Source organism: Ruegeria sp. CDSC054, assembly GCF_059610645.1.
Genome location: NZ_JBXWOA010000002.1, coordinates 113,470 through 134,132, shown reverse-complemented (window position 1 = coordinate 134,132; position 20,663 = coordinate 113,470). Strand labels below are relative to the sequence as shown.

At 58.8% G+C, this 20,663-nt stretch carries 20 protein-coding genes; 19 read left to right on the top strand and 1 reads right to left on the bottom strand.

Features of this window, described 5'->3' with window-relative positions; all coding sequences use genetic code 11:
• Nucleotides 1-2 precede the first annotated feature (2 nt).
• The 8 genes from rsmH (at nt 3) to AC2FGC_RS04560 (ending at nt 9,187) form a co-directional block, all read left to right on the top strand.
• Nucleotides 3-995 carry a 16S rRNA (cytosine(1402)-N(4))-methyltransferase RsmH gene (rsmH, locus tag AC2FGC_RS04595; RefSeq protein WP_496724587.1) on the top strand — a complete coding sequence of 331 codons (993 nt, stop codon included), beginning with the start codon at nt 3-5 and terminating at the stop codon, nt 993-995.
• Nucleotides 992-1,360, top strand: a complete 369-nt coding sequence (gene ftsL / locus AC2FGC_RS04590) for a cell division protein FtsL (RefSeq protein WP_496724379.1) — start codon at nt 992-994, stop codon at nt 1,358-1,360. The genes rsmH and ftsL overlap by 4 nt, the downstream gene beginning before the upstream one ends.
• The gene (locus AC2FGC_RS04585; RefSeq protein ID WP_496724381.1) at nt 1,357-3,144 is read left to right on the top strand and encodes a peptidoglycan D,D-transpeptidase FtsI family protein; all 1,788 of its coding nucleotides are present in this window, start codon (nt 1,357-1,359) and stop codon (nt 3,142-3,144) included. The genes ftsL and AC2FGC_RS04585 overlap by 4 nt, the downstream gene beginning before the upstream one ends.
• Nucleotides 3,145-3,165: 21 nt before the next feature.
• Complete coding sequence (locus AC2FGC_RS04580; protein ID WP_496724383.1) at nt 3,166-4,647, top strand: UDP-N-acetylmuramoyl-L-alanyl-D-glutamate--2,6-diaminopimelate ligase; 1,482 nt, start codon at nt 3,166-3,168, stop codon at nt 4,645-4,647.
• Nucleotides 4,644-6,035: a UDP-N-acetylmuramoyl-tripeptide--D-alanyl-D-alanine ligase gene (locus tag AC2FGC_RS04575; RefSeq protein WP_496781531.1), complete on the top strand. Its 1,392-nt coding sequence runs from the start codon at nt 4,644-4,646 to the stop codon at nt 6,033-6,035. The genes AC2FGC_RS04580 and AC2FGC_RS04575 overlap by 4 nt, the downstream gene beginning before the upstream one ends.
• 39 nt (nt 6,036-6,074) lie before the next feature.
• On the top strand, nt 6,075-7,157 hold the full coding sequence (gene mraY / locus AC2FGC_RS04570; RefSeq protein ID WP_108859445.1) for a phospho-N-acetylmuramoyl-pentapeptide-transferase: 1,083 nt from the start codon (nt 6,075-6,077) through the stop codon (nt 7,155-7,157).
• A 149-nt stretch (nt 7,158-7,306) separates the two neighbouring features.
• Nucleotides 7,307-8,707: a UDP-N-acetylmuramoyl-L-alanine--D-glutamate ligase gene (gene murD / locus AC2FGC_RS04565; RefSeq protein ID WP_496724387.1), complete on the top strand. Its 1,401-nt coding sequence runs from the start codon at nt 7,307-7,309 to the stop codon at nt 8,705-8,707.
• A gap of 105 nt (nt 8,708-8,812) precedes the next feature.
• Nucleotides 8,813-9,187 carry a glycine zipper family protein gene (locus AC2FGC_RS04560; RefSeq protein WP_233493524.1) on the top strand — a complete coding sequence of 125 codons (375 nt, stop codon included), beginning with the start codon at nt 8,813-8,815 and terminating at the stop codon, nt 9,185-9,187.
• On the opposite strand, the gene AC2FGC_RS04555 is transcribed toward AC2FGC_RS04560, so the two are convergent.
• Entirely contained in the window at nt 9,184-10,365 is a 1,182-nt protein-coding gene (locus tag AC2FGC_RS04555; RefSeq protein ID WP_496724390.1) for a BaiN/RdsA family NAD(P)/FAD-dependent oxidoreductase, read from the bottom strand. The two genes, AC2FGC_RS04560 and AC2FGC_RS04555, sit on opposite strands and share 4 nt — an antisense overlap.
• A gap of 218 nt (nt 10,366-10,583) precedes the next feature.
• Here AC2FGC_RS04555 and AC2FGC_RS04550 point away from each other — a divergent pair, with 218 nt between their 5' ends.
• From AC2FGC_RS04550 to AC2FGC_RS04500, 11 genes are all read left to right on the top strand, one after another.
• The gene (locus AC2FGC_RS04550; protein WP_496724392.1) at nt 10,584-10,877 is read left to right on the top strand and encodes an antibiotic biosynthesis monooxygenase family protein; all 294 of its coding nucleotides are present in this window, start codon (nt 10,584-10,586) and stop codon (nt 10,875-10,877) included.
• A gap of 169 nt (nt 10,878-11,046) precedes the next feature.
• Complete coding sequence (gene ftsW, locus AC2FGC_RS04545; protein ID WP_058279575.1) at nt 11,047-12,210, top strand: putative lipid II flippase FtsW; 1,164 nt, start codon at nt 11,047-11,049, stop codon at nt 12,208-12,210.
• Entirely contained in the window at nt 12,210-13,307 is a 1,098-nt protein-coding gene (locus tag AC2FGC_RS04540; RefSeq protein ID WP_496724394.1) for a UDP-N-acetylglucosamine--N-acetylmuramyl-(pentapeptide) pyrophosphoryl-undecaprenol N-acetylglucosamine transferase, read from the top strand. The genes ftsW and AC2FGC_RS04540 overlap by 1 nt, the downstream gene beginning before the upstream one ends.
• Nucleotides 13,304-14,713: a UDP-N-acetylmuramate--L-alanine ligase gene (murC, locus tag AC2FGC_RS04535; protein ID WP_496724396.1), complete on the top strand. Its 1,410-nt coding sequence runs from the start codon at nt 13,304-13,306 to the stop codon at nt 14,711-14,713. Before AC2FGC_RS04540 ends, murC begins: the two co-directional genes overlap by 4 nt.
• A gap of 76 nt (nt 14,714-14,789) precedes the next feature.
• The gene (locus AC2FGC_RS04530) at nt 14,790-15,038 is read left to right on the top strand and encodes a DUF2484 family protein (protein WP_496724398.1); all 249 of its coding nucleotides are present in this window, start codon (nt 14,790-14,792) and stop codon (nt 15,036-15,038) included.
• Nucleotides 15,035-15,283 carry a DUF2484 family protein gene (locus AC2FGC_RS04525; RefSeq protein WP_496724400.1) on the top strand — a complete coding sequence of 83 codons (249 nt, stop codon included), beginning with the start codon at nt 15,035-15,037 and terminating at the stop codon, nt 15,281-15,283. Before AC2FGC_RS04530 ends, AC2FGC_RS04525 begins: the two co-directional genes overlap by 4 nt.
• Nucleotides 15,284-15,651: 368 nt before the next feature.
• Entirely contained in the window at nt 15,652-16,581 is a 930-nt protein-coding gene (murB, locus tag AC2FGC_RS04520) for a UDP-N-acetylmuramate dehydrogenase (RefSeq protein ID WP_496781886.1), read from the top strand.
• 102 nt (nt 16,582-16,683) lie between these two features.
• Nucleotides 16,684-17,607, top strand: a complete 924-nt coding sequence (locus AC2FGC_RS04515; RefSeq protein ID WP_496724402.1) for a D-alanine--D-alanine ligase — start codon at nt 16,684-16,686, stop codon at nt 17,605-17,607.
• Nucleotides 17,595-18,590: a cell division protein FtsQ/DivIB gene (locus AC2FGC_RS04510; RefSeq protein ID WP_496781529.1), complete on the top strand. Its 996-nt coding sequence runs from the start codon at nt 17,595-17,597 to the stop codon at nt 18,588-18,590. Before AC2FGC_RS04515 ends, AC2FGC_RS04510 begins: the two co-directional genes overlap by 13 nt.
• Nucleotides 18,591-18,598: 8 nt before the next feature.
• Nucleotides 18,599-19,933, top strand: a complete 1,335-nt coding sequence (ftsA, locus tag AC2FGC_RS04505; protein ID WP_058279582.1) for a cell division protein FtsA — start codon at nt 18,599-18,601, stop codon at nt 19,931-19,933.
• Nucleotides 19,920-20,333, top strand: coding sequence for a hypothetical protein (locus AC2FGC_RS04500; RefSeq protein ID WP_496724408.1), 414 nt, complete (start codon nt 19,920-19,922; stop codon nt 20,331-20,333). The genes ftsA and AC2FGC_RS04500 overlap by 14 nt, the downstream gene beginning before the upstream one ends.
• The last annotated feature ends 330 nt before the right edge of the window (nt 20,334-20,663 follow it).

Here is a 20,663-nt window from a genome sequence, read left to right as displayed (position 1 = left end):
GCATGGCCGGCGCTGAAACCCCTTCCGATAAACCTCATATCCCAGTTCTGTTGCGTCCGTTGCTGGCAGCTGTGGCTCCCGTGTCGGGCGTCTGGCTGGATGGAACGTTTGGCGCAGGCGGATATACAAAGGGCCTGCTGGACGCCGGCGCAGAGAAAGTCATCGGCGTGGACCGTGATCCGTTGGCGTTTGAAATGGCGGCGGATTGGGTCGGAGATTATGGCAACCGGCTTGTGATGCAGCCGGGTGTATTCTCACGCATGGACGAATACGCGCAGGATCTGGATGGTGTCGTTCTGGATCTGGGCGTGTCGTCGATGCAGCTGGACCTGGCGGAACGCGGCTTTTCTTTCATGAAAGACGGCCCGCTCGACATGCGAATGAGCCAGGAAGGCGAAAGCGCGGCTGATTTGGTCAACAATGCGACCGAGGAACAACTGGCCGATATCCTGTATCATTACGGCGAAGAGCGCGCGAGCCGCCGCATTGCCAAGGCCATCGCCAAAGCGCGTGCGGAAGAGCCGATTACAACAACTCTGCGCCTCGTCCAGATCATCGAATCCTGTTTGCCGCGACCCAAGCCGGGGCAGTCCCACCCTGCAACGCGCAGTTTTCAGGGCCTGCGGATCGCAGTGAATGCTGAATATGAAGAGCTGTATCAAGGACTGATGGCTGCTGAACGGGCATTGAAGCCGGGTGGCCAGTTAGCTGTGGTCACGTTCCATTCGATCGAAGACCGGATGGTCAAACGGTTCTTTCACTCCCGTGCGGGCAAGACGGGCCGGGCCAATCGGTATGCGCCCGAGATTGAGCAGGAGCTGCCGCAGTTCACGCTCAAGACTCGTAAAGCCGTGGGGCCGGATGATCAGGAGCTGCAGGAAAATCCGCGTTCACGCTCGGCAAAGCTGCGCGTTGCAATTCGAACGGATGCGCCGTCGGGGGAAATTGATGCCCGCGCCGTTGGTATGCCGCAACTAGGGGGAAGAGCAAAATGAAGAGTGTTTTTTATGTGTTGACTGCTCTGTCCGTGTTTGGACTGGCGCTGTGGGCGTATCAGGAAAACTATCGCACGCAGCAGGTGGTGAAGGAAACGCAGAAGCTGCAGCGCGAAATTGGTATGGCGCAGGTGAAGCTGGCGGTTTTGAACGCCGAATGGGCCTATCTGAACCGCCCCGACAGGTTGCGTGAGCTTGCTGATCTGAACTTTGAACGGCTGGGCCTTTTGCCCCTGCGGGCCGAGCAGTTCGGTCGCGCCGATCAGATTGCCTATGCGGAAGATCCTGACCTGCCGATCGTCGATCCGATCGAGCTGCAGGCCATCACGAACATTCAGGCGCTGGGTGAGGTGCAGATCCCATGACCCGCACGCCGCTGCGCCCTCTGGCTCGAATCCTTGACGCGCGTTCGCGGGGCGAGAATCCCAAAGCCATCGAGCGCGAAAATATCCGCAAGCGTCACGAAGATATGAAAGACCGCAGCCGCACTCGTGCTGAAGGTCGCTTGCTGGTGCTGGGTCTGTTCTTTTTCTGCGCCTTTTCGGTCGTAGGCGTCCGGATGGGCATGTTGGCCACGTCCGAAGCGCAAGAACCTGTGGCCTCGGCCCCGGGTGCAGCCATTGCGATGCAGCGGGCCAACATCGTCGACCGGGAAGGGCGCATTCTGGCGACCAATCTGGATACTTATTCGGTATATGCGCAGCCGCCGCTGATGATCGACCCGATTGCTGCCGCTGATCAGCTTGTCGCGATCTTCCCCGATCTGGAAAAAGAACGCCTGGTCAAGGACTTCACCGGCAACCGCAAGTTCCTGTGGATCAAAAAGCGTATCTCGCCCGAGCAGAAACAAGCCGTGCACGATATCGGTGACCCGGGCATTCTGTTCGGCCCGCGTGAGATGCGGTTGTACCCGAATGGCCGTCTGGCGGCGCATATCTTGGGCGGATCAAGTTTTGGGCGCGAAGGCGTCAGCGCGGCCGAAGTGATCGGTGTGGCCGGTGTTGAAAAGCAATTCGACGACTACCTGCGTGATCCCGCGAATGGGACTAAGCCGCTACAGCTCTCGCTGGACCTGACCGTTCAGGCCGCGGTTGAGCAGGTGCTATATGGCGGCATGAAGATCATGAACGCCAAGGGGGCGTCGGCGGTTCTGATGAACGCGCATACGGGCGAGGTGATCTCGGCGGCCTCATTGCCGTCCTTCGATCCCAATGATCGTCCGCGCCCGCCGACCTCGGGGTTCGACCCCTCCGACAGTCCGCTGTTTAATCGCTATGTACAGGGCGTTTACGAACTGGGGTCCGTGTTTAAGATTTTCACCGCCGCGCAGGCGGTTCAGTTGGGTTTGGTGAATTCGAACACGATAATCGATACCTCTGGGCCAATGAAGATCGGCCGTTTCCCGATTGGTGAATTCAACGGCAAGAACTATGGCAAGATCAGCGTCGCGGATGTGATCGTCCACAGCTCGAACCGAGGCACCGGGCGGCTGGCGTTGCAGATCGGCGCGCAGCGCCAGCAGAATTTCCTGGAATCGCTTGGTATGTTCGATCCGACCCCGTTCGAAATCGTCGAAGCCAAGGGTGGTGAGCCGCTGAAGCCCAAGAAATGGGGCGAACTGAGCACGGTTACAATCTCGTATGGTCATGGCCTGTCGACCAGCCCGATGCATCTGGCTGCGGGCTACGCGGCGATTGCCAATGGCGGGCATTACGTCAGCCCGACCATCCTGCGCAAAAATGGGCCGCAATACGGTCCTCGGGTAATGTCCGACAACGCCGCGAAACAGGCGCAGAACATGTTGCGCCGGGTGGTAACAGATGGCACCGCCAGTTTTGGCGATGTGGCAGGCTATGATGTGGCCGGTAAGACCGGCACCGCGGATAAGCCCAAGCCGCGTGGTGGTTATTACGACGACAAGGTGATTGCGACCTTTGCGACGTTCTTTCCCGCCTATGACCCAAAATACGTCCTGATCGTAACGTTGGACGAACCATCCATCCTTGCTTATGGCGAAAAGCGCCGTACGGCAGGCTGGACAGCGGTTCCTGTGGCCGCAGAATTGATCGGGCGCATCGCACCGTTGCTGGGCCTGCGTCCTCGGGTTGAGCCTGAGGCCGGCGCTGCTATAACGCTGACCTCAAATTAGGCTGTCCAAACGAGGTGGGTCATGGGCGCAAGGACAAAGAAACTGAGCCAACTGGCCCTGACCGCCCGAGGTGGCACCAATCCTGATGTCACAGGGCTGGCGGTCGACAGCCGCGAAGTCAAAGACGGTTTCCTCTTTGCGGCACTTCCCGGTACACGTGTTCATGGCGGTGAGTTCGTTCAATACGCTTTGCGTATGGGGGCCGCGGCCATCCTGACGGATGCTGAAGGGGCAGAGATCGCAGCCGAGGAATTGGCCGCATCAGATGCGGCGCTGATCGTGCTCGAGGACCCGCGTCAGGCGCTGGCCGGGTGCGCTGCGCTGTGGTTCGGAGCGCAGCCTAAGACCATCGTTGCGGTTACTGGCACCAATGGCAAAACCTCGGTCGCGACATTTGTTCGCCAGATCTGGACTGAACTTGGTCACGCCGCGGTGAACCTCGGGACCACAGGGGTCGAGGGGGCGTGGACCGCACCACTAGCCCATACAACGCCCGAACCAATCACTTTACATCGGTGCCTGTCCGAGGCTGCGGAGAACGGTGTGACTCATGCGGCGATGGAGGCATCCTCGCACGGGTTGGAACAGCGCCGCTTGGACGGGGTACAGTTGGCTGCTGCCGGGTTTTCTAACTTCACTCAAGACCATCTGGACTACCACGAAACGTTCGAGGCGTATTTCCAAGCCAAAGCAGGCCTGTTTGACCGGGTTCTGCCGCAAGACGGCACTGTTGTCGTCAACATGAGCGATCCCAAAGGGGCTCAGGTCCTTCAGATTGCCGAAGACCGGGGGCAGAACGTGCTGACCGTTGGGCTTGGGGAAGCAGACCTGTGCCTGATGAATCAGCGGTTTGACGCAACAGGTCAGGACCTGCGGTTTTCTTGGCAGGGCAAGATCTTCCAAACCCGTTTGAATCTGATCGGCGGGTTTCAGGCCGAAAATATCTTGTTGGCCTGCGGTTTGGTTATTGCTGGAGGGGAAGAGCCTGAACACGTTTTCGAAACCCTGCCGCATCTCACGACGGTTCGTGGACGCATGCAGCTGGCCGCGACGCGAGAGAATGGGGCAGCGGTGTTTGTGGATTACGCTCATACACCTGACGCAGTGGCGACCGCACTCAGGGCACTGCGCCCGCATGTGATGGGCCGCCTGATAGCTATTGTCGGCGCGGGTGGTGATCGCGACGCGACCAAGCGCCCGCTGATGGGGCAAGCCGCCGCCAACCACGCTGATGTTGTTTTCGTCACCGACGACAACCCGCGCAGCGAAGATCCGGCCACCATACGCGCCGCCGTGATGGACGGGGCACCAGAGGCCACCGAGGTCGGCGATCGGGCCGAGGCCATCTTGCGCGGGATAGACGCGCTGCAACCCGGGGATGCGCTTTTGATTGCGGGCAAAGGGCATGAAACCGGCCAGATCGTTGGCGATCAGGTTCTGCCATTTGATGATGTCGAACAGGCCAGCATCAGCGTGGCCGCACTGGACGGGAGGGTGGCATGACATTGTGGACTGCAGCCGAGGCCGCCGAGGCAACCGGTGGACGCGTCACTTCGGATTGGGCGGTCAATGGTGTGTCGATCGACACGCGCACCATCCAGCCCGGCGATCTTTTCGTTGCGCTAAAGGCTGCGCGGGACGGGCATGATTTTGTAGCGCAAGCTTTGGAGAAAGGCGCAGGTGCGGCTTTGGTATCCCGCATTCCCGAAGGCGTGGCTGAAGACGCGCCCTTGTTGGTCGTCGAAGATGTCCAGACCGGGCTGGAAACGCTGGGTCGGGCGGGTCGTGCCCGAACCGAAGCGCGTGTGCTGGGCGTCACAGGCAGCGTTGGCAAGACGTCAACCAAGGAAATGCTGGCCACCATATTGGAAACGCAGGGGAAAACCCATGCCAGCGTTGCCAGCTACAACAATCATTGGGGGGTTCCCCTGACATTGGCGCGGATGCCGCGCGACACAGAATTTGCTGTGATCGAGATCGGAATGAATCACCCCGGAGAGATTTCTCCGCTCGCGCGTCAGGCCCGCCCGCATGTGGCGCTGGTCACGACTGTGGCGGCAGTACACCTCGAAGCGTTTGAATCGGTGGCCGGTATTGCACATGAGAAGGCCGCAATTTTTGACGGTCTGACGGAGGACGGTGCGGCCATCCTGAACGCAGATATCGAGCATGTGGACATCCTGCGCGACTGTGCGCGAGATTTAGGCGCGAAAACAGTGGATTTCGGCCGCAATGGCTCCGACTACACATTGACCGATGTAATCCAAGAGGCTGACTCGGTTCATGCAAAGGCAACAGTCGCAGGGCGCCCGATTGCGTTTGACGTGCAGTCAGCCGGCACGCATTTCGCCATGAACGCACTGGGGGCATTGGCTGCATGTGTCGAAATGGGCGTCGATCTGGATCAAGCCATTGCAGGTCTCGGCGGATGGTCGCCGGTCAAGGGGCGCGGGGTGCGCGAACAGATCGCTTTGACCGATGGCGGTCGGATCGAATTGCTGGATGACAGCTATAACGCTAACCCGACGTCGATGGAGGCCGCACTGGACGTTCTGGCCGCCGCGCAAGGTCAGCGTCGTATCGCTTTTCTTGGGGATATGAAGGAGTTGGGGCCGGAGGAAATTGCCATGCATGCGGCGATGGCGGATGTTTCGGCCATGCAACGCGTGGACAAAGTGCATTGCGTTGGTCCGCTGATGAAGGCGCTGCACGATGCACTTTCGGCGGACAAACGCGGGCTTTGGTTCGAGACCAGCACCGAGATGGCCGTGCATATGTCAGAGCTTGTTCAGACCGGTGACACTGTGTTGGCCAAGGGATCGCTGAGCATGGCATTGGCACAGATTGTTGACGGTTTGCGTAAAATGGGGCAAGGGGGCGCGCTTGATTGATGACCGCGCCCGCGACCTCAGTGTGAGAAAGGTTTTGTAATGCTCTATTGGTTGACCGCCCTGTCGGACGGAGGGGATTTTTTTAACCTCTTCCGATACATCACGTTCCGCGCTGGCGGCGCCTTTTTGACTGCGTTGATCTTTGGTTTTCTTTTCGGGAAGCCGCTGATCAATGTGCTGCGCAAAAAACAGGGCAAAGGCCAACCTATTCGGGATGACGGCCCAGAGGGGCATTTTTCGAAGGCGGGCACACCGACAATGGGCGGGCTTTTGATCGTAGGCGCGCTGGTGACATCGACCCTGGTCTGGGCTCGGTGGGACAACCCTTACGTCTGGATGGTCTTATTTGTAACGCTGGCCTATGCGGCGATCGGGTTTGCAGATGACTATGCAAAGGTATCGAAGCAGAACACTAAGGGCGTTTCGGGCAAAATGCGTATGGCGCTAGGGGTGATAATCGCAGTTTTGGCCTCGGCCTGGGCTACGCTGCATCATCCCGAGGCGCTGCAAAACCAGCTGGCTTTGCCGATTTTCAAGGATACACTGATCAATCTAGGCATATTCTACATTCCCTTCTCGATCATCGTGATCGTTGGCGCGGCCAATGCGGTGAACCTGACCGATGGTCTGGATGGTCTGGCCATCATGCCGGCGATGATCGCGGCCTCGACGCTAGGCGTGATTGCCTACGCCGTGGGACGGGTCGACTTTACCGAATATCTGGACGTTCATTACGTGCCGGGAACCGGTGAGATTTTCATTTTTACCTCGGCTTTGTTTGGCGCAGGCCTTGGGTTCCTTTGGTACAACGCACCTCCGGCTGCGGTGTTCATGGGCGACACCGGGTCGCTTGCGTTAGGCGGTGCTTTGGGTGCCATTGCGGTGGCCACCAAACATGAGCTGGTGCTGGCAGTCGTCGGCGGTTTGTTCGTGGTCGAAGCGTTGAGCGTGATCATCCAGGTGCTGTACTTCAAACGCACCGGGCGGCGCGTGTTCCTGATGGCGCCGATCCATCATCACTATGAGAAAAAGGGATGGGCTGAGCCGACGATCGTGATCCGGTTCTGGATCATCTCGCTGATCCTGGCGATGATCGGTCTGGCAACGCTGAAGATCCGGTAAAGCTCCCGCCAGGTTCAGCGGACCTGCGGTCCGCCTGCCACCTGTTGGGCCCGGCTCGCGCTGACGCGCGAGCCTTTTGCCACCCTTGCCATCAGTGATTTCTTCGGTGCAGTGTGGCGGCTAAATTTACGTCAAAAAAGGTGGGCAGTATGATCCCGGTCAAAGGGTTTTCAGGGCAGAAAGTTGCGGTTCTGGGGCTAGGCCGGTCGGGGCTGGCCACGGCGCGTGCCCTGCAGGCAGGCAAAGCTGAGCCTGTGTGTTGGGATGACAATCCTGCCGCCCAGGAAAAGGCCGAGGCCGAGGGGTTCGTCTGCGTCGATCTGCGCCGTCATGGCGCTTTTGAAGACATCGCGGCGCTTATTGTCTCTCCCGGTATTCCTCATCTTTACCCAGAACCGAACCCGGTTGTTGCTGCGGCGCTTGAGGCCGGTGTCCCGGTCGACAACGACATCGGTTTGTTTTTCCGATCCTTTGCAGGACCTGAATGGAACAACTATGACACTCCGCCGCGTGTGATCGCAGTGACCGGGTCGAACGGAAAATCGACCACCGCGGCTTTGATCCACCATATCCTGACCGAAGCCGGGCGCGAGGCGCAGCTGGCGGGTAATATTGGACGTGGGGTGCTGGATATTGATCCGGGCGGCGACGGTTCGGTCGTTGTGCTGGAACTGTCCAGCTATCAAACAGAACTGGCCCGCGCCCTGACCCCGGACGTGGCCGTTTTCACCAACCTGTCGCCCGACCATCTTGACCGCCACGGTGGGATGGGGGGCTATTTTGCCGCCAAGCGTCGGTTGTTTGCCGAAGGCGGCCCGGATCGCGCCGTGATTGGCATTGACGAGAAAGAGGGCGCGTTTCTAGCCGGTCAACTGGCCGAAGGCCGTGCGGATGATCGCGTCATCCGCGTGTCGGTTGCGCGCAAACTGACGGGACCCGGGTGGCAGGTGTTTGCCCGTAGAGGGTTCTTGTCGGAATACCGCAAGGGACGGCAAGCGGGCTCGATTGACCTGCGCGGAATCACGGGCCTTCCCGGCGCACATAACCACCAAAACGCCTGTTCGGCTTATGCCGCCTGTCGCGCGCTTGGGCTGGCACCGCGCGTGATCGAAGACGCGCTGCACAGCTATCCGGGCCTGCCGCATCGCAGTCAGATCATCGCCGAGGTAGGCAGTATTACTTATGTGAATGACTCAAAAGCCACCAATGTGGACAGCGCTCTCAAGGCGTTGAGCGCCTTCAGGAAGGTCCGCTGGGTCTGTGGGGGGCTTGAGAAGGAAGGCGGTGTCGCCGCTCTGAACGCAGCCGCTGACCAGGTGGTCAAAGCATATGTCATTGGTCGCGAGGCCGCGAATTTCGCCATGCAACTTAAGGCCGATGCGCTGGTTTGCACCACCATGTCCGAGGCTGTTGAGCAAGCCATGAAGGATGCCCAACCCGGCGAGACAGTCCTGCTTGCGCCAGCCGCGGCCAGTTTCGACCAATACGACAATTTCGAGCAGCGCGGAGAGGACTTTGTAGCGGAAGTCAGGCAACGGCTTCCGGAATAGCCATTTGCAATAGACCGCCGGTTGGGCCAAGCTGCGATGCTATCAGCTTGACGCGCCATCATTATTGGTTTTGCTTGCCTGCAAATTCAACACGAGGTTATGACTATGCCATTTCGTAAGTTTTCTCTGATCCTGCCTGCCATTCTCGTTGCCGGTGCCTGCACCAACACAGGTGCCAATTATCAACCAATCGTCGACGGCCCGATCGGCCCGAACTACAACGTAGACCTTCAGCAGTGCCAACAACTGGCGGCATCACAAGCCAGTGTTGATGGCTCTACCGCAGGAAACGCAGCGATAGGCGCGGCAGGTGCGGCGGCTGTAACCGGGATTGTTCAGGACAGCAGCGACAATCTGGGCCGTGCGGCAGTTGCCGGTGCGCTTGTTGGCGCCGGCGCTGACGTGATCAACAAAAACCAGAACAAAGAAGTAATCGTGCGCAACTGCATGCGCGGACGTGGCTACAACGTCGTCGGCTAACTCTGCCCGGCGATTGCAATTCCTGCGGCGTGGCCCGAGGACCACGCCCATTGGAAGTTGTAACCGCCCAGCCATCCGGTGACATCCACCGCTTCGCCAATCGCATAGAGGCCGGGGACATCCCTGGCCTCCATCGTTTTTGACGACAGGCTATCAGTGTCGATCCCGCCCAGCGTCACCTCGGCTGTACGATACCCTTCGGTGCCCGAGGGGGTAAGCTGCCAGTCGGACAGTGCTGCGATCAGTTCGGACAGCGCGGTGTCCGACTGATCGGCCAGATTGCCTGGCATGGGGATATGATGGCTCAGGTACTCGACTAGACGCCCGGGCAGGTGGCGCGCCAGTTCCGTGGTCAGCGCCTTGCGTCCACCGCTTTGCCGCTGATCCCGTAGCAAATCAAACAGCGGCAGATCCGGGATCAGGTTTACGCGGATCGCCTCGCCTTCGCGCCAATAGGAAGACAATTGCAGAACCGATGGTCCGCTAAGCCCGCGATGGGTGAACAACAGGGCCTCGTCAAAGCTGGCCCGGTCATTCGACAGCCGCGCAGGCAAGGATACGCCAGACAGGTCTTTGAACCGACCGTCCGAGAACGTGAACGGAACGAGTGCCGCCCGCGTTTCTGTTATCCCCAGCCCGAATTGCCGCGCGATGTCATAGGCCATCCCAGTCGCGCCCATCTTGGGGATCGACTTGCCGCCAGTGGCGAGGACCAGATTGGTGCAGCTCAGACCGTGCCGCTGGCCTTCTCGTTCTACGTCCAGAATAAAACCGCTGTCGGTCTTGCGCAGATCTTTCACTTCGGTTCGAACCCACAGCTCGGCACCAGCACGCCCCATTTCGTCCAGCAGCATCTGGATGATTTGTTTTGATGATCCATCGCAGAACAACTGCCCCAGTGTTTTTTCATGCCATGCGATGTCATGTCGGCCGACCAGATCAACGAAATCCCACTGCGTGTACCGCGCCAACGCGGATTTGCAGAAATGCGGATTCTGCGACAGGAAGTTTCCCGGTCCTGCGTACATATTGGTGAAGTTGCAGCGCCCACCGCCCGAGATGCGGATTTTCTCACCCGGAGCCTTCGCGTGGTCGATCACCAGAACGCGCCCGCCGCAATGGGCGGCGCACATCATGCCGGCTGCGCCGGCGCCAAGGATGATCGTGTCGTAGGTCATGCGCGCGGGATGGCTTGAATTAATAGGGAAGGCAAGAGGAAGACGAAAACACGCGCCGTCTAGGCCTGACTGGTGGTGAACCCTTGTCCTTCTAACGGTTCTGGGAAAGGGGAAAAAATTGACAGCTGGTGCCCTTACGAAATTGGTCGCGATATCATGTGTTAGAATGCTCGCGAAACGAAAACTCATCTTGATGTACAGCACAGGAGGGCGGTTCAATGATCATGCGCATTTTCCAAGTCACAGTTCGTCCGGGCAAGGAGGCGGAATTTTCAAAGTTCTTCCACGAGACTGCGATCCCATTGATGCAAAGCACCGAAGGCGTCGTTCAGGTCCTGCCGGGTGCTCCGCGTTCGGATACACCGCGTGAGTTCAGTTTTGTCATGATTTGGAGCAGCCTGGACGCATTAGTAGCTTTTGTTGGTGACGATTACCAAAGTCCACATATCGATCCGGCAGAGGCCGAGTTGGTCGAGTCCAGAACGATAAAGCACTACGATCTTGTCACCTAGGTGATCCGTACATCCTGGAAAGGAAAGCCCGGGTCGGATCTCCGGCTTGGAGGTGTCAATTTCCCCTGTTGTCGTGTCATTCCGCTAGCCCAAACGCAAAAATGCCTGTAGACTCTCATTCAGATCCTGAAAAACGGGACGTTAACGAGGCAGATAGTGGCGGTATCTCATGACTGAGATGGTGTATGGCGCGGTCCAGGACCAGCGCGGAGAACCGATTCTTCCGAAATGGTGGCGGACGATTGATCGCTGGACGATGTCCTGCGTTCTGATCCTGTTTGTCATCGGATTGTTGCTGGGGCTGGCCTCATCACCACCACTGGCAGGGCGCAACGGATTTGATCCGTTCCACTATGTCGAACGGCAGGCGCTGTTCGGCGGACTGGCGCTGATTGCGATGCTGCTGACGTCGATGATGTCGCCGACGCTGGTGCGCCGTTTGGCGGTGCTGGGATTCCTTGCCTCGTTTGTGGCGCTGGCTTTCCTACCGGTCTTTGGAACAGACTTCGGCAAAGGGGCGGTGCGCTGGTATTCACTTGGTTTTGCGTCTTTGCAGCCGTCGGAATTTCTGAAACCCGGATTTGTCGTCGTGGCCGCGTGGCTGCTGGCAGCGTCGCAACAGATCAACGGCCCTCCGGGTCGGTTGTGGTCATTTGCGTTGTGCATTGCAATTGTGGCGATGCTGGTTTTGCAACCTGACTTCGGTCAGGCCTGCCTGATCCTGTTTGGATGGGGTGTGATGTACTTTGTGGCCGGTGCGCCGATGCTGCTGCTGGTTGGCATGGCGGGCGTCGTTGTCCTGGGGGGTATGTTCGCCTATTCGAATTCGGAACACTTTGCCCGCCGTATTGATGGCTTCCTGAACCAGGAGGTCGACCCAACCACTCAGCTTGGCTATGCCACCAACGCCATCCGCGAAGGCGGTCTGTTCGGTGTCGGCGTGGGTGAGGGACAGGTGAAGTGGTCCTTGCCCGATGCCCATACGGATTTCATCATCGCCGTTGCGGCCGAAGAATACGGGCTGATCCTGGTGCTGATCATCATCGCGCTTTATTCACTGATCGTTGTACGCTCGCTTCTGCGGCTGATGCGCGAGCGCGATATGTTCATCCGTCTGGCCGGGACCGGTCTGGCCTGCATGTTTGGCGTTCAGGCCATGATCAACATGGGTGTGGCCGTGCGTCTGCTGCCTGCCAAGGGCATGACGCTGCCCTTTGTCAGCTATGGTGGGTCGTCGCTGATTGCGGGCGGCATCGCTGTAGGAATGCTGCTGGCCTTCACCAGAAGCCGCCCACAGGGCGAACTTGGCGATATTCTACGCGGAAGAGGATAATGGGGAAACCTTACCTGTTGATTGCGGCTGGCGGCACCGGGGGCCATATGTTCCCGGCGCAGGCGTTGGCCGAAGCGATGCTGAATAAAGGCTGGCGCGTGCGCCTGTCCACGGATGAGCGTGGCGCGCGCTACACAGGCGCCTTTCCGCAAACGGTCGAGATTGTCGAGGTTGCCTCTGCCACCTTCGCGCGCGGCGGACTGGCCGCTAAGGCATTGGTCGGCCCCAGGATTGCGGGCGGCGTCAGCAGCATGGCGTTCCAGATGATGCGGGACAAACCGGACGTTGTCGTGGGCTTTGGCGGATACCCGTCGATCCCGGCTTTGGGGGCCGCGACGATGCTGAAAGTTCCGCGCATGATCCACGAACAGAATGGGGTTCTGGGGCGCGTGAACCAATTGTTTGCCACGCGTGTTGCCAACGTCGCCTGTGGTGTCTGGCCGACCGATCTGCCCGAAGGGGCCAATGGAATCCACACCGGAAACCCGGTCCGCGCCGCCGTGCTTGAGCGCGAGGCCGCAGGTTACATCCCACCGGGCGACTATCCTATGTCTATTCTGGTTATGGGCGGCAGTCAGGGTGCGCGCATTCTCAGCGATATTGTCCCTGGCGCGATTGCTGCCTTGCCTGACGACTTGCGCAGCCATATCCGTGTTGCACATCAGGCCCGCGACGAGGATGGGGAACGTGTTACGGCGTTCTATGCCGAACATGGTATCCGGGCCGAGGTCAAACCTTTCTTTGACGACGTTCCGCGTCGCATGTCGGATGCACAACTTGTCATCAGCCGGTCCGGCGCATCCAGCGTGGCGGATATCTCGGTCATCGGACGTCCATCGATCCTGATCCCGTTCGCCGCAGCCGCAGGCGACCATCAAACTGCGAACGCGCGAGGATTGGTTCAGGCAGGCGGCGCGATTATGATCCCGGAAAACGCGCTTGACGTTCCCGCGCTGACAGAGCAAATCACCGCCGTTCTTACCAACCCCGAAGCCGCCCAAAAGATGGCCCATGCCGCCCTCTCGACCGGTGCCCCCGACGCAACTGAACGTCTGACGGCCCTTGTCGAACAACTGGCGCAGAAGGAGACCACATGAATCCTGCAACCAAACTGCCGCAAGACGTAGGGTCGATTCACTTTGTGGGGATCGGCGGAATTGGGATGTCGGGCATTGCCGAGGTTTTGCTGAACCTCGGTTACCGCGTGCAGGGGTCCGACCTGAAGGCGTCCAAGATCACTGATCGTCTGGCGAGCCTTGGGGCTGAGATATTTGTCGGCCAGCGTGCCGAAAACCTTGAAAACGCGGCCGTTGTTGTGGTGTCGACCGCGATCAAGCCTGGCAACCCCGAGCTGGACGGCGCCCGGGCGCAAGGCCTGCCGGTTGTTCGTCGCGCCGACATGCTGGCCGAGCTGATGCGCCTGAAATCCAACATCGCCATTGCCGGAACCCACGGCAAGACCACCACGACCACCATGATGGCCGAGCTGATGGTGGCCGGCGATTTCGATCCGACCGTCATCAATGGCGGCATCATCCATGCCTACGGTTCGAACGCACGGATGGGGCAGGGTGAATGGATGGTGGTCGAGGCCGACGAATCCGACGGTTCGTTCAACCGACTGCCCGCGACCATTGCCATTGTTACGAATATCGACCCCGAGCATATGGAGCATTGGGGTGACTTCGACCAACTGCGCGACGGGTTCTACGAGTTCGTCTCGAACCTGCCATTCTACGGTCTGGCTGTGTGCTGCACGGACCATGCAGAGGTGCAGACGTTGGTTGGACGTATCACCGACCGCCGGGTCCGGACCTATGGGTTCAATGCGCAGGCTGATGTTCGTGCGTTGAACCTGACCTACAGGGGCGGCGTGGCGCATTTCGACATCCACCTTCAGTACGAAGATAAGATGATCGAGGGCTGCACATTGCCGATGCCCGGCGACCACAATGTCTCAAACGCGCTGTCTGCAGTGGCCGTCGCCCGCCATCTGGGTATGAAGGCCTCGGAAATCCGTGATGCGCTGGCTAATTTTGGCGGCGTCAACCGCCGCTTCACTAAGGTCGGCGAGGTCGATGGCGTCACCATTATCGACGATTACGGCCACCATCCGGTAGAGATTGCAGCCGTTCTTAAAGCTGCGCGCCAGGCCACCGATGGGCGCGTGATCGCCGTGCACCAACCGCACCGGTACTCGCGCCTGTCCAATCTGTTTGACGATTTCTGCACTTGCTTCAATGACGCGGACGTTGTCGCCATCGCTGATGTTTTCTCTGCCGGAGAGGACCCGATCGAAGGAGCCAGCCGAGATGATCTGGTGCAAGGCCTGATCCGTCACGGTCACCGCCACGCGCGTGCATTGCTGAACGAAAACGATCTGGAGCGCCTTGTTCGTGAACAGGCCCGTCCCGGTGACATGGTTGTTTGCCTTGGCGCCGGTACAATTAGCGCCTGGGCCAATGGGTTGCCTGAAAGGCTGCGACAAAAACAAGCCGTTTGATGGAATGGACTCTCTAGCACTGCAACTTAAAAATGTGGTTTTGCAGTTGCAGCAATGATCGTCCTCGGAGGGGCAGTTGGTATATTCGGTGCTTTTTGCTGGCTTGTGGGTTTTGGCCTCAACGATCGTCGCCATGCTGCCAATGCGCCTGCAATTTCCGCCGGGCATTGTGCTGTTCGTTTCCGCTCCTGCGCTGATCGTCTGGCTGGGTCATGACTTTGGCTGGTTTTTCTCGTTGCTGGCCTTTGCTGCCTTTGCATCCATGTTCCGCAATCCCATTCGCTATTACTGGCGCCGCTGGACCGGGCAGGAGGTCGAGGAGTGAACTGGTCGATCGCCCTTGCCGCTCTGTGGGGGATCGCCGCAAATGTGCTGGCGATGATCCCCAGCAAGGACAACCATTGGACCCGTGCTTATGTCCTGATCGCTGTGGGGATTCCAATACTGGGTTACGTCACTTTGCAGAACGGCCCGTGGATCGGGCTGATCGTTCTGGCGGCGGGTATGTCGGTACTGCGTTGGCCTGTGATCTATCTGGGGCGGTGGGTGCGGCGTATGGTCGGAGAATAGAATTGGACCCCAGAATATTCGCGTTTCTCTGCGGGCTTACCTTAGTTTCTGTTATGGTCGCGATGTATTCGCATCTACGTACGAAAGCAGGCAAACTTCGCGGCCCACTCATTTTGATTTTGTTTTTGATTGCGTCGGGACTTTACGGCTTTGTTACCCGTATACATTTCGAGCCAGTATCTATCGATAAACAAACCGCAACGATAGACGCTTGGATTGTGATCTACGTGCTTGCGGTCTCCATTCCGTTGATTGCCGCCTTATGCGTTGGGTTTGTCACCGGGGGACTGCACCGCGTTCTGGCGCGGTGGAAGAACAATTCTAAGCAATTGGGTGACAAAACCGTTCAAGCAGATTACCAGAGCACCATGGATCAATTGCTTCCCAAGCCACGCGGCAAACTCTCGAAAAAACGGGCTCTTAATGACTTGACTTGGCTGCGTGTTGGCGGCCCGGCTGACTATTTGTTTCAACCTGCTGACACCGAGGATTTGCAGGATTTTCTCCGTGATCTGTCCGGCGACGTCTCGGTCTTTCCCATGGGCGTCGGGTCAAACCTGATCGTTCGCGATGGCGGCTTGCGCGCAGTTGTGATCCGATTGGGGCGCGGGTTCAATGCTATCTCGGTTGAGGGAAACATCGTCATCGCCGGAGCTGCCGCGTTGGATGCGCATGTGGCGCGCAAGGCAGCGGATGCGGGCGTGGACCTGACCTTTTTGCGCACTATTCCCGGCTCGATTGGCGGCGCGGTGCGGATGAACGCAGGGTGCTATGGCAGCTACACGGCGAACGTGCTGCGCAAGGCGACCATTGTTACCCGGCAGGGTGAGCTTGTGGAACTGACTCCGGAAGACCTGAATTTCCGTTACCGCCAGTCCGATCTGCCCGAAGGCGCGGTGCTGATCTCGAGCACTTTCGAAGGTCCATCCGGCGATCCGGAAGAGCTGCACGCCCGGATGTCCGCGCAGTTGCAAAAACGCGACGAAACACAGCCGACCAAAGACCGCAGCGCCGGGTCAACCTTCCGCAACCCGGCAGGGTTTTCTTCGACCGGGCGGGCGGATGATGTGCACGACCTCAAGGCATGGAAGGTCATTGACGATGCGGGCATGCGCGGCGCGACGCGCGGCGGCGCACAGATGAGCGAAAAGCACTCGAATTTCCTGATCAATACCGGTGATGCCTCTGCCGCGGACCTCGAAGGTCTGGGCGAAGAGGTGCGAAAAAAGGTTTACGAAACAAGCGGCATCACGCTAGAGTGGGAAATCATGCGGGTCGGTGATCCGTTGACAGAATAAAGCCCTGACCGTCAGACCATAACAGGCAAATTAAGGCGACGGATCAAGGAGATAAACGCAGTACGGACCACCACATAAGGTCCGGGGACATTGAGGCGCACGTTGGGTATGTCGAGCAGGACAAACCCCAAAGTGGCGGTATTGATGGGTGGACCCTCGAAGGAACGCGAGGTGTCTCTCAGCTCTGGGCGCGAATGCGCGGCCGCCCTTGTGGGAGAAGGCTTTGAGGTAGTTGAGCTGGACGCAGGTCCTGACCTCTATGCGCGCCTTTTGGAAATCAAACCAGACGTTGTGTTTAACGCCCTGCATGGCCGCTGGGGCGAGGATGGCTGCGTTCAGGGTCTGCTGGAATGGATGCGCATTCCGTACACGCACTCTGGTGTTCTGGCCTCGGCGCTGGCGATGGACAAGCAGCGCAGCAAAGAAGTGTTTGAGGCCGAAGGCCTACCCGTTGTTGCCAGCGTGATCGTACCAAAGATTGAGGTAGTTAAGGTTCATGTGATGGAGCCTCCTTACGTGGCCAAGCCCAACAACGAAGGCTCCAGCGTTGGAATCTACATCGTGCATGAAGGGTCTAATGGCCCTCCGCAACTGTCGCATGAAATGCCCGATCAGGTGATGGTCGAGAAATACATCGCCGGACGCGAGTTGACTGTAACGGTGATGAGCGACAAGGCCGTAACGGTTACCGAGATCATGACCGATGGCGGTTGGTATGATTATGACGCCAAGTATAAGCCCGGCGGATCGTGGCATGTTTTGCCCGCTGACGTACCGACCGAGATTTTTGACCTGTGCATGGACTACGCATTGCGCGCTCATTCCGCGCTGGGATGCAAAGGCGTAAGCCGTACGGATTTCCGCTGGGATGACAGTATGGGTGCCGATGGGCTTTTCCTGCTCGAGACCAACACTCAGCCCGGCATGACGCCGACGTCACTGGTGCCTGAACAGGCCGCACATCTGGGGATGAGTTTCGGGCAGCTTTGCGCCTGGATGGTGGAGGACGCATCATGCGACCGCTAAGAGCCACCCGAGCGCCTGTGGTTCACCGGCCCAAACAACTGACCGGTCCCGATGCCGAATTCGAATCCGGCGCACATACCGGAGCCGAACCCAAATTGCGGTTGCGCGGAATGTTTGGCCGCAAGGGCGATCGCCTCGACCCAGCCCCGTCTCGTCTCAGCTACCGCCTGCAGCGCTGGATGCTGACGCGGGGCGTTCGGCGCAGCCTAAAGATTGGCCTGCCGGTGTTTGCCGTTTGCGCCGCAGTTGGCATCTATTTCGGCTCACAGGAGCGTCGCGATGCGGTGGTGGCCTATGTCATCGACATCAAGACCTCGATCCAGCAACGGCCAGAGTTCATGGTCAACCTTATGGCGATTGACGGGGCAGGGACCAACCTGTCCGAGGATATCCGTGAGGTTGTACCGCTGGATTTCCCCGTCAGTTCATGGGACCTGGACGTTGAGCAAATTCGCGACACGATCACAGGATTGAATCCAGTCAAGTCCGCCACCGTGCGGGTACGCCCCGGCGGTATTCTGCAGGTGGATGTGGTCGAGCGTCAGCCCGTCATCGTCTGGCGTACGCGCCATGGGATCGAATTGCTGGACGAGACCGGCGCGCATGTGGAACGCATCGCGTCGCGCAAGGATCACTCTAATTTACCTCTGATCGCGGGCAAAGGTGCAGACGGTCACGTAGGTGAGGCCCTTGAATTACTGACAACCGCCCGCAGTCTCGGCGGCCGTGTGCGCGGGCTGGTCCGGATTGGCGAGCGTCGCTGGGACTTGGTTATGGACCGCGGCCAGCGCATCATGTTGCCGACCGAACGTCCCGTGCGCGCGTTGGAACGCGTTCTGGCCGTGAATGAGGTGCAGGACCTTTTGGAACGCGACGTCGCGGTGGTCGACATGCGCCTTGGGCAACGTCCGACAATAAGAATGACCAAAGCTGCCAGCGAAGACTGGTGGAATACAAAAGTGACAGTGGGTAGCGAGCAGTAACGACCATGATGACCGATCTTTATCAGTCCCAGCGCGCCATGCGGCAGATGCGCAGACAAGCCATGCAACGCGGTGTTGTCGCCATTCTCGATGTTGGCAGTTCCAAGATTGCCTGTCTTGTTTTGCGCTTTGACGGGACCGGCCGCCTGAGCGAGGATAACACCATCGGGTCGATGGCCGGGCAGACCGGGTTCCGGGTGATCGGTGCTGCGACCACACGGTCGCGGGGCGTTCAATTTGGCGAAGTCACCGCCATGCAGGAAACCGAACGGGCCATCCGAACCGCCCTGCAGGCGGCGCAAAAGATGGCCGATATCCGGGTCGATCATGTGATTGCCAGCTTCTCGGGTGCGAATCCACGCTCTTACGGGTTGGATGCACAGGTCGATCTTGAGGGTCAGGTCGTGACCGAGGCCGAGGTTGGCCGTGTTCTGAACGCCTGTGATGTGCCGGATTACGGAGCCGGGCGCGAAGTACTGCATGCCCAACCGGTAAACTTCGCTTTGGACAACCGCTCGGGACTGATCGACCCGCGCGGCCAAATGGGGCAGAGCCTAGCCGTCGACATGCACATGTTGACGGTCGACGCGACCGCGATCCAGAACATTGTGCGCTGTATCAAACGCTGTGATCTGGAATTGGCCGGAATTGCAAACTCGGCCTATGTGTCTGGTGTTTCCGCCTTGGTCGAGGATGAGCAGGAACTGGGCGCGGCCTGTATCGACATGGGTGGCGGTACGACCAGCGTGTCGATCTTTATGAAAAAGCACATGATTTACGCCGACTGCGTTCGCATGGGTGGGGATCATGTGACCTCGGACATTTCGATGGGGTTGGGCATTCCCGCATCGGTCGCCGAGCGGATAAAAACCTTCAATGGCGGCGTCCATGCCACTGGAGCGGATGATCGCGACCTGATTGATATCGGCGGCGATACCGGCGACTGGGAGCATGATCGCCGAACTGTTAGCCGAGCTGAACTGATCGGGATAATGCGTCCGCGTGTTGAAGAGATCCTGGAAGAGGTGCGTGTTCGTCTGGATGCCGCCGGGTTCGAGCATATGCCGAGCCAGCAGATCGTCCTGACCGGCGGCGGCAGCCAAATCATGGGGCTGGATGGTTTGGCCACCCGCATCCTCGGGCAGCGTGTTCGCCTTGGCCGGCCGCTGCGTGTGCATGGTCTACCGCAATCGGCGACCGGGCCGGGGTTCTCCTCCGCAGTGGGGCTCAGCCTGTTTGCAGCGCACCCGCAGGACGAATGGTGGGACTTTGAAATCCCGGTCGACACCTATGCCGCGCGCCCGTTCAAGCGGGCCGTGCGTTGGTTCCGTGACAATTGGTAAGCTGGGGGTCGCAGCGCTGCTGGCCCTGGCACCGCTGACCACTCAGGCGCAAACCCGGATCACACCTGAGGCGTTTTTGGATGCAGTAAAGGGCAAGACAGTCACGTTTCACGACTTTTCAACGGGCGAGCTTGTAGGAACTGAAGAGTTCCTCAGCCCCGTGCTGTCGGTCTGGCGCATGGTGGGGCGCGGTTGCGTTTATGGTCAGATCACCACGCCTGATGGTCAAATCTGCTTTCTCTACGATGATGACCAGGATGGTATCCCGGTGTGTTGGTGGCCTTTCGAATATAAGGGCAAGTTGGTGGTTAGACTGGCCACTTTTGCGGACAGCGAAATCCAGGAGGTGCGCAGCATCACCGAGGACGGTTTGAATTGTCCAAGTACCCCGATCAGCTAAAGAAATGGGTTGCAGCTGACTCGTTTATCCCGCAAGATATCCATAAGGCCCGACAGAGGCCCGCGGCAGGACCTGAGCAGTTTTCCGCAGTTTGACAGTTTATGAGTCCCTTTGGTGATGCGTCGGTTGAGTGCCGCGTGCAAATCGCCTGTTTTGTGCTACATTGAGATCTTTACGCAACATCTGGCGGTATTTGCGAAATACTGCCGGTCAGCGCCTTATTTCCTCCATATTTTGTGGAATTACGCGATTTTTGGCGTGACGTTTGCTGTTTCAAACGGTAGGATTGTTAGTGGATAGGTAAGAAAAACACCGCTTTGGCGGGAACAA

Bases quoted from the DNA above. Each gene is read 5' to 3' on its own strand.
- AC2FGC_RS04585 (WP_496724381.1), top strand. From the start codon at position 1,357: ATGACCCGCACGCCGCTGCGCCCTCTGGCTCGAATCCTTGACGCGCGT.
- AC2FGC_RS04560 (WP_233493524.1), top strand. From the start codon at position 8,813: ATGCCATTTCGTAAGTTTTCTCTGATCCTGCCTGCCATTCTCGTTGCC.
- ftsL (WP_496724379.1), top strand. From the start codon at position 992: ATGAAGAGTGTTTTTTATGTGTTGACTGCTCTGTCCGTGTTTGGACTG.
- murC (WP_496724396.1), top strand. From the start codon at position 13,304: ATGAATCCTGCAACCAAACTGCCGCAAGACGTAGGGTCGATTCACTTT.
- AC2FGC_RS04575 (WP_496781531.1), top strand. From the start codon at position 4,644: ATGACATTGTGGACTGCAGCCGAGGCCGCCGAGGCAACCGGTGGACGC.
- AC2FGC_RS04550 (WP_496724392.1), top strand. From the start codon at position 10,584: ATGATCATGCGCATTTTCCAAGTCACAGTTCGTCCGGGCAAGGAGGCG.
- AC2FGC_RS04555 (WP_496724390.1), bottom strand. From the start codon at position 10,365: ATGACCTACGACACGATCATCCTTGGCGCCGGCGCAGCCGGCATGATG.
- mraY (WP_108859445.1), top strand. From the start codon at position 6,075: ATGCTCTATTGGTTGACCGCCCTGTCGGACGGAGGGGATTTTTTTAAC.
- AC2FGC_RS04540 (WP_496724394.1), top strand. From the start codon at position 12,210: ATGGGGAAACCTTACCTGTTGATTGCGGCTGGCGGCACCGGGGGCCAT.
- murB (WP_496781886.1), top strand. From the start codon at position 15,652: ATGGATCAATTGCTTCCCAAGCCACGCGGCAAACTCTCGAAAAAACGG.
- rsmH (WP_496724587.1), top strand. From the start codon at position 3: ATGGCCGGCGCTGAAACCCCTTCCGATAAACCTCATATCCCAGTTCTG.
- ftsA (WP_058279582.1), top strand. From the start codon at position 18,599: ATGACCGATCTTTATCAGTCCCAGCGCGCCATGCGGCAGATGCGCAGA.
- murD (WP_496724387.1), top strand. From the start codon at position 7,307: ATGATCCCGGTCAAAGGGTTTTCAGGGCAGAAAGTTGCGGTTCTGGGG.
- AC2FGC_RS04580 (WP_496724383.1), top strand. From the start codon at position 3,166: ATGGGCGCAAGGACAAAGAAACTGAGCCAACTGGCCCTGACCGCCCGA.
- ftsW (WP_058279575.1), top strand. From the start codon at position 11,047: ATGACTGAGATGGTGTATGGCGCGGTCCAGGACCAGCGCGGAGAACCG.
- AC2FGC_RS04510 (WP_496781529.1), top strand. From the start codon at position 17,595: ATGCGACCGCTAAGAGCCACCCGAGCGCCTGTGGTTCACCGGCCCAAA.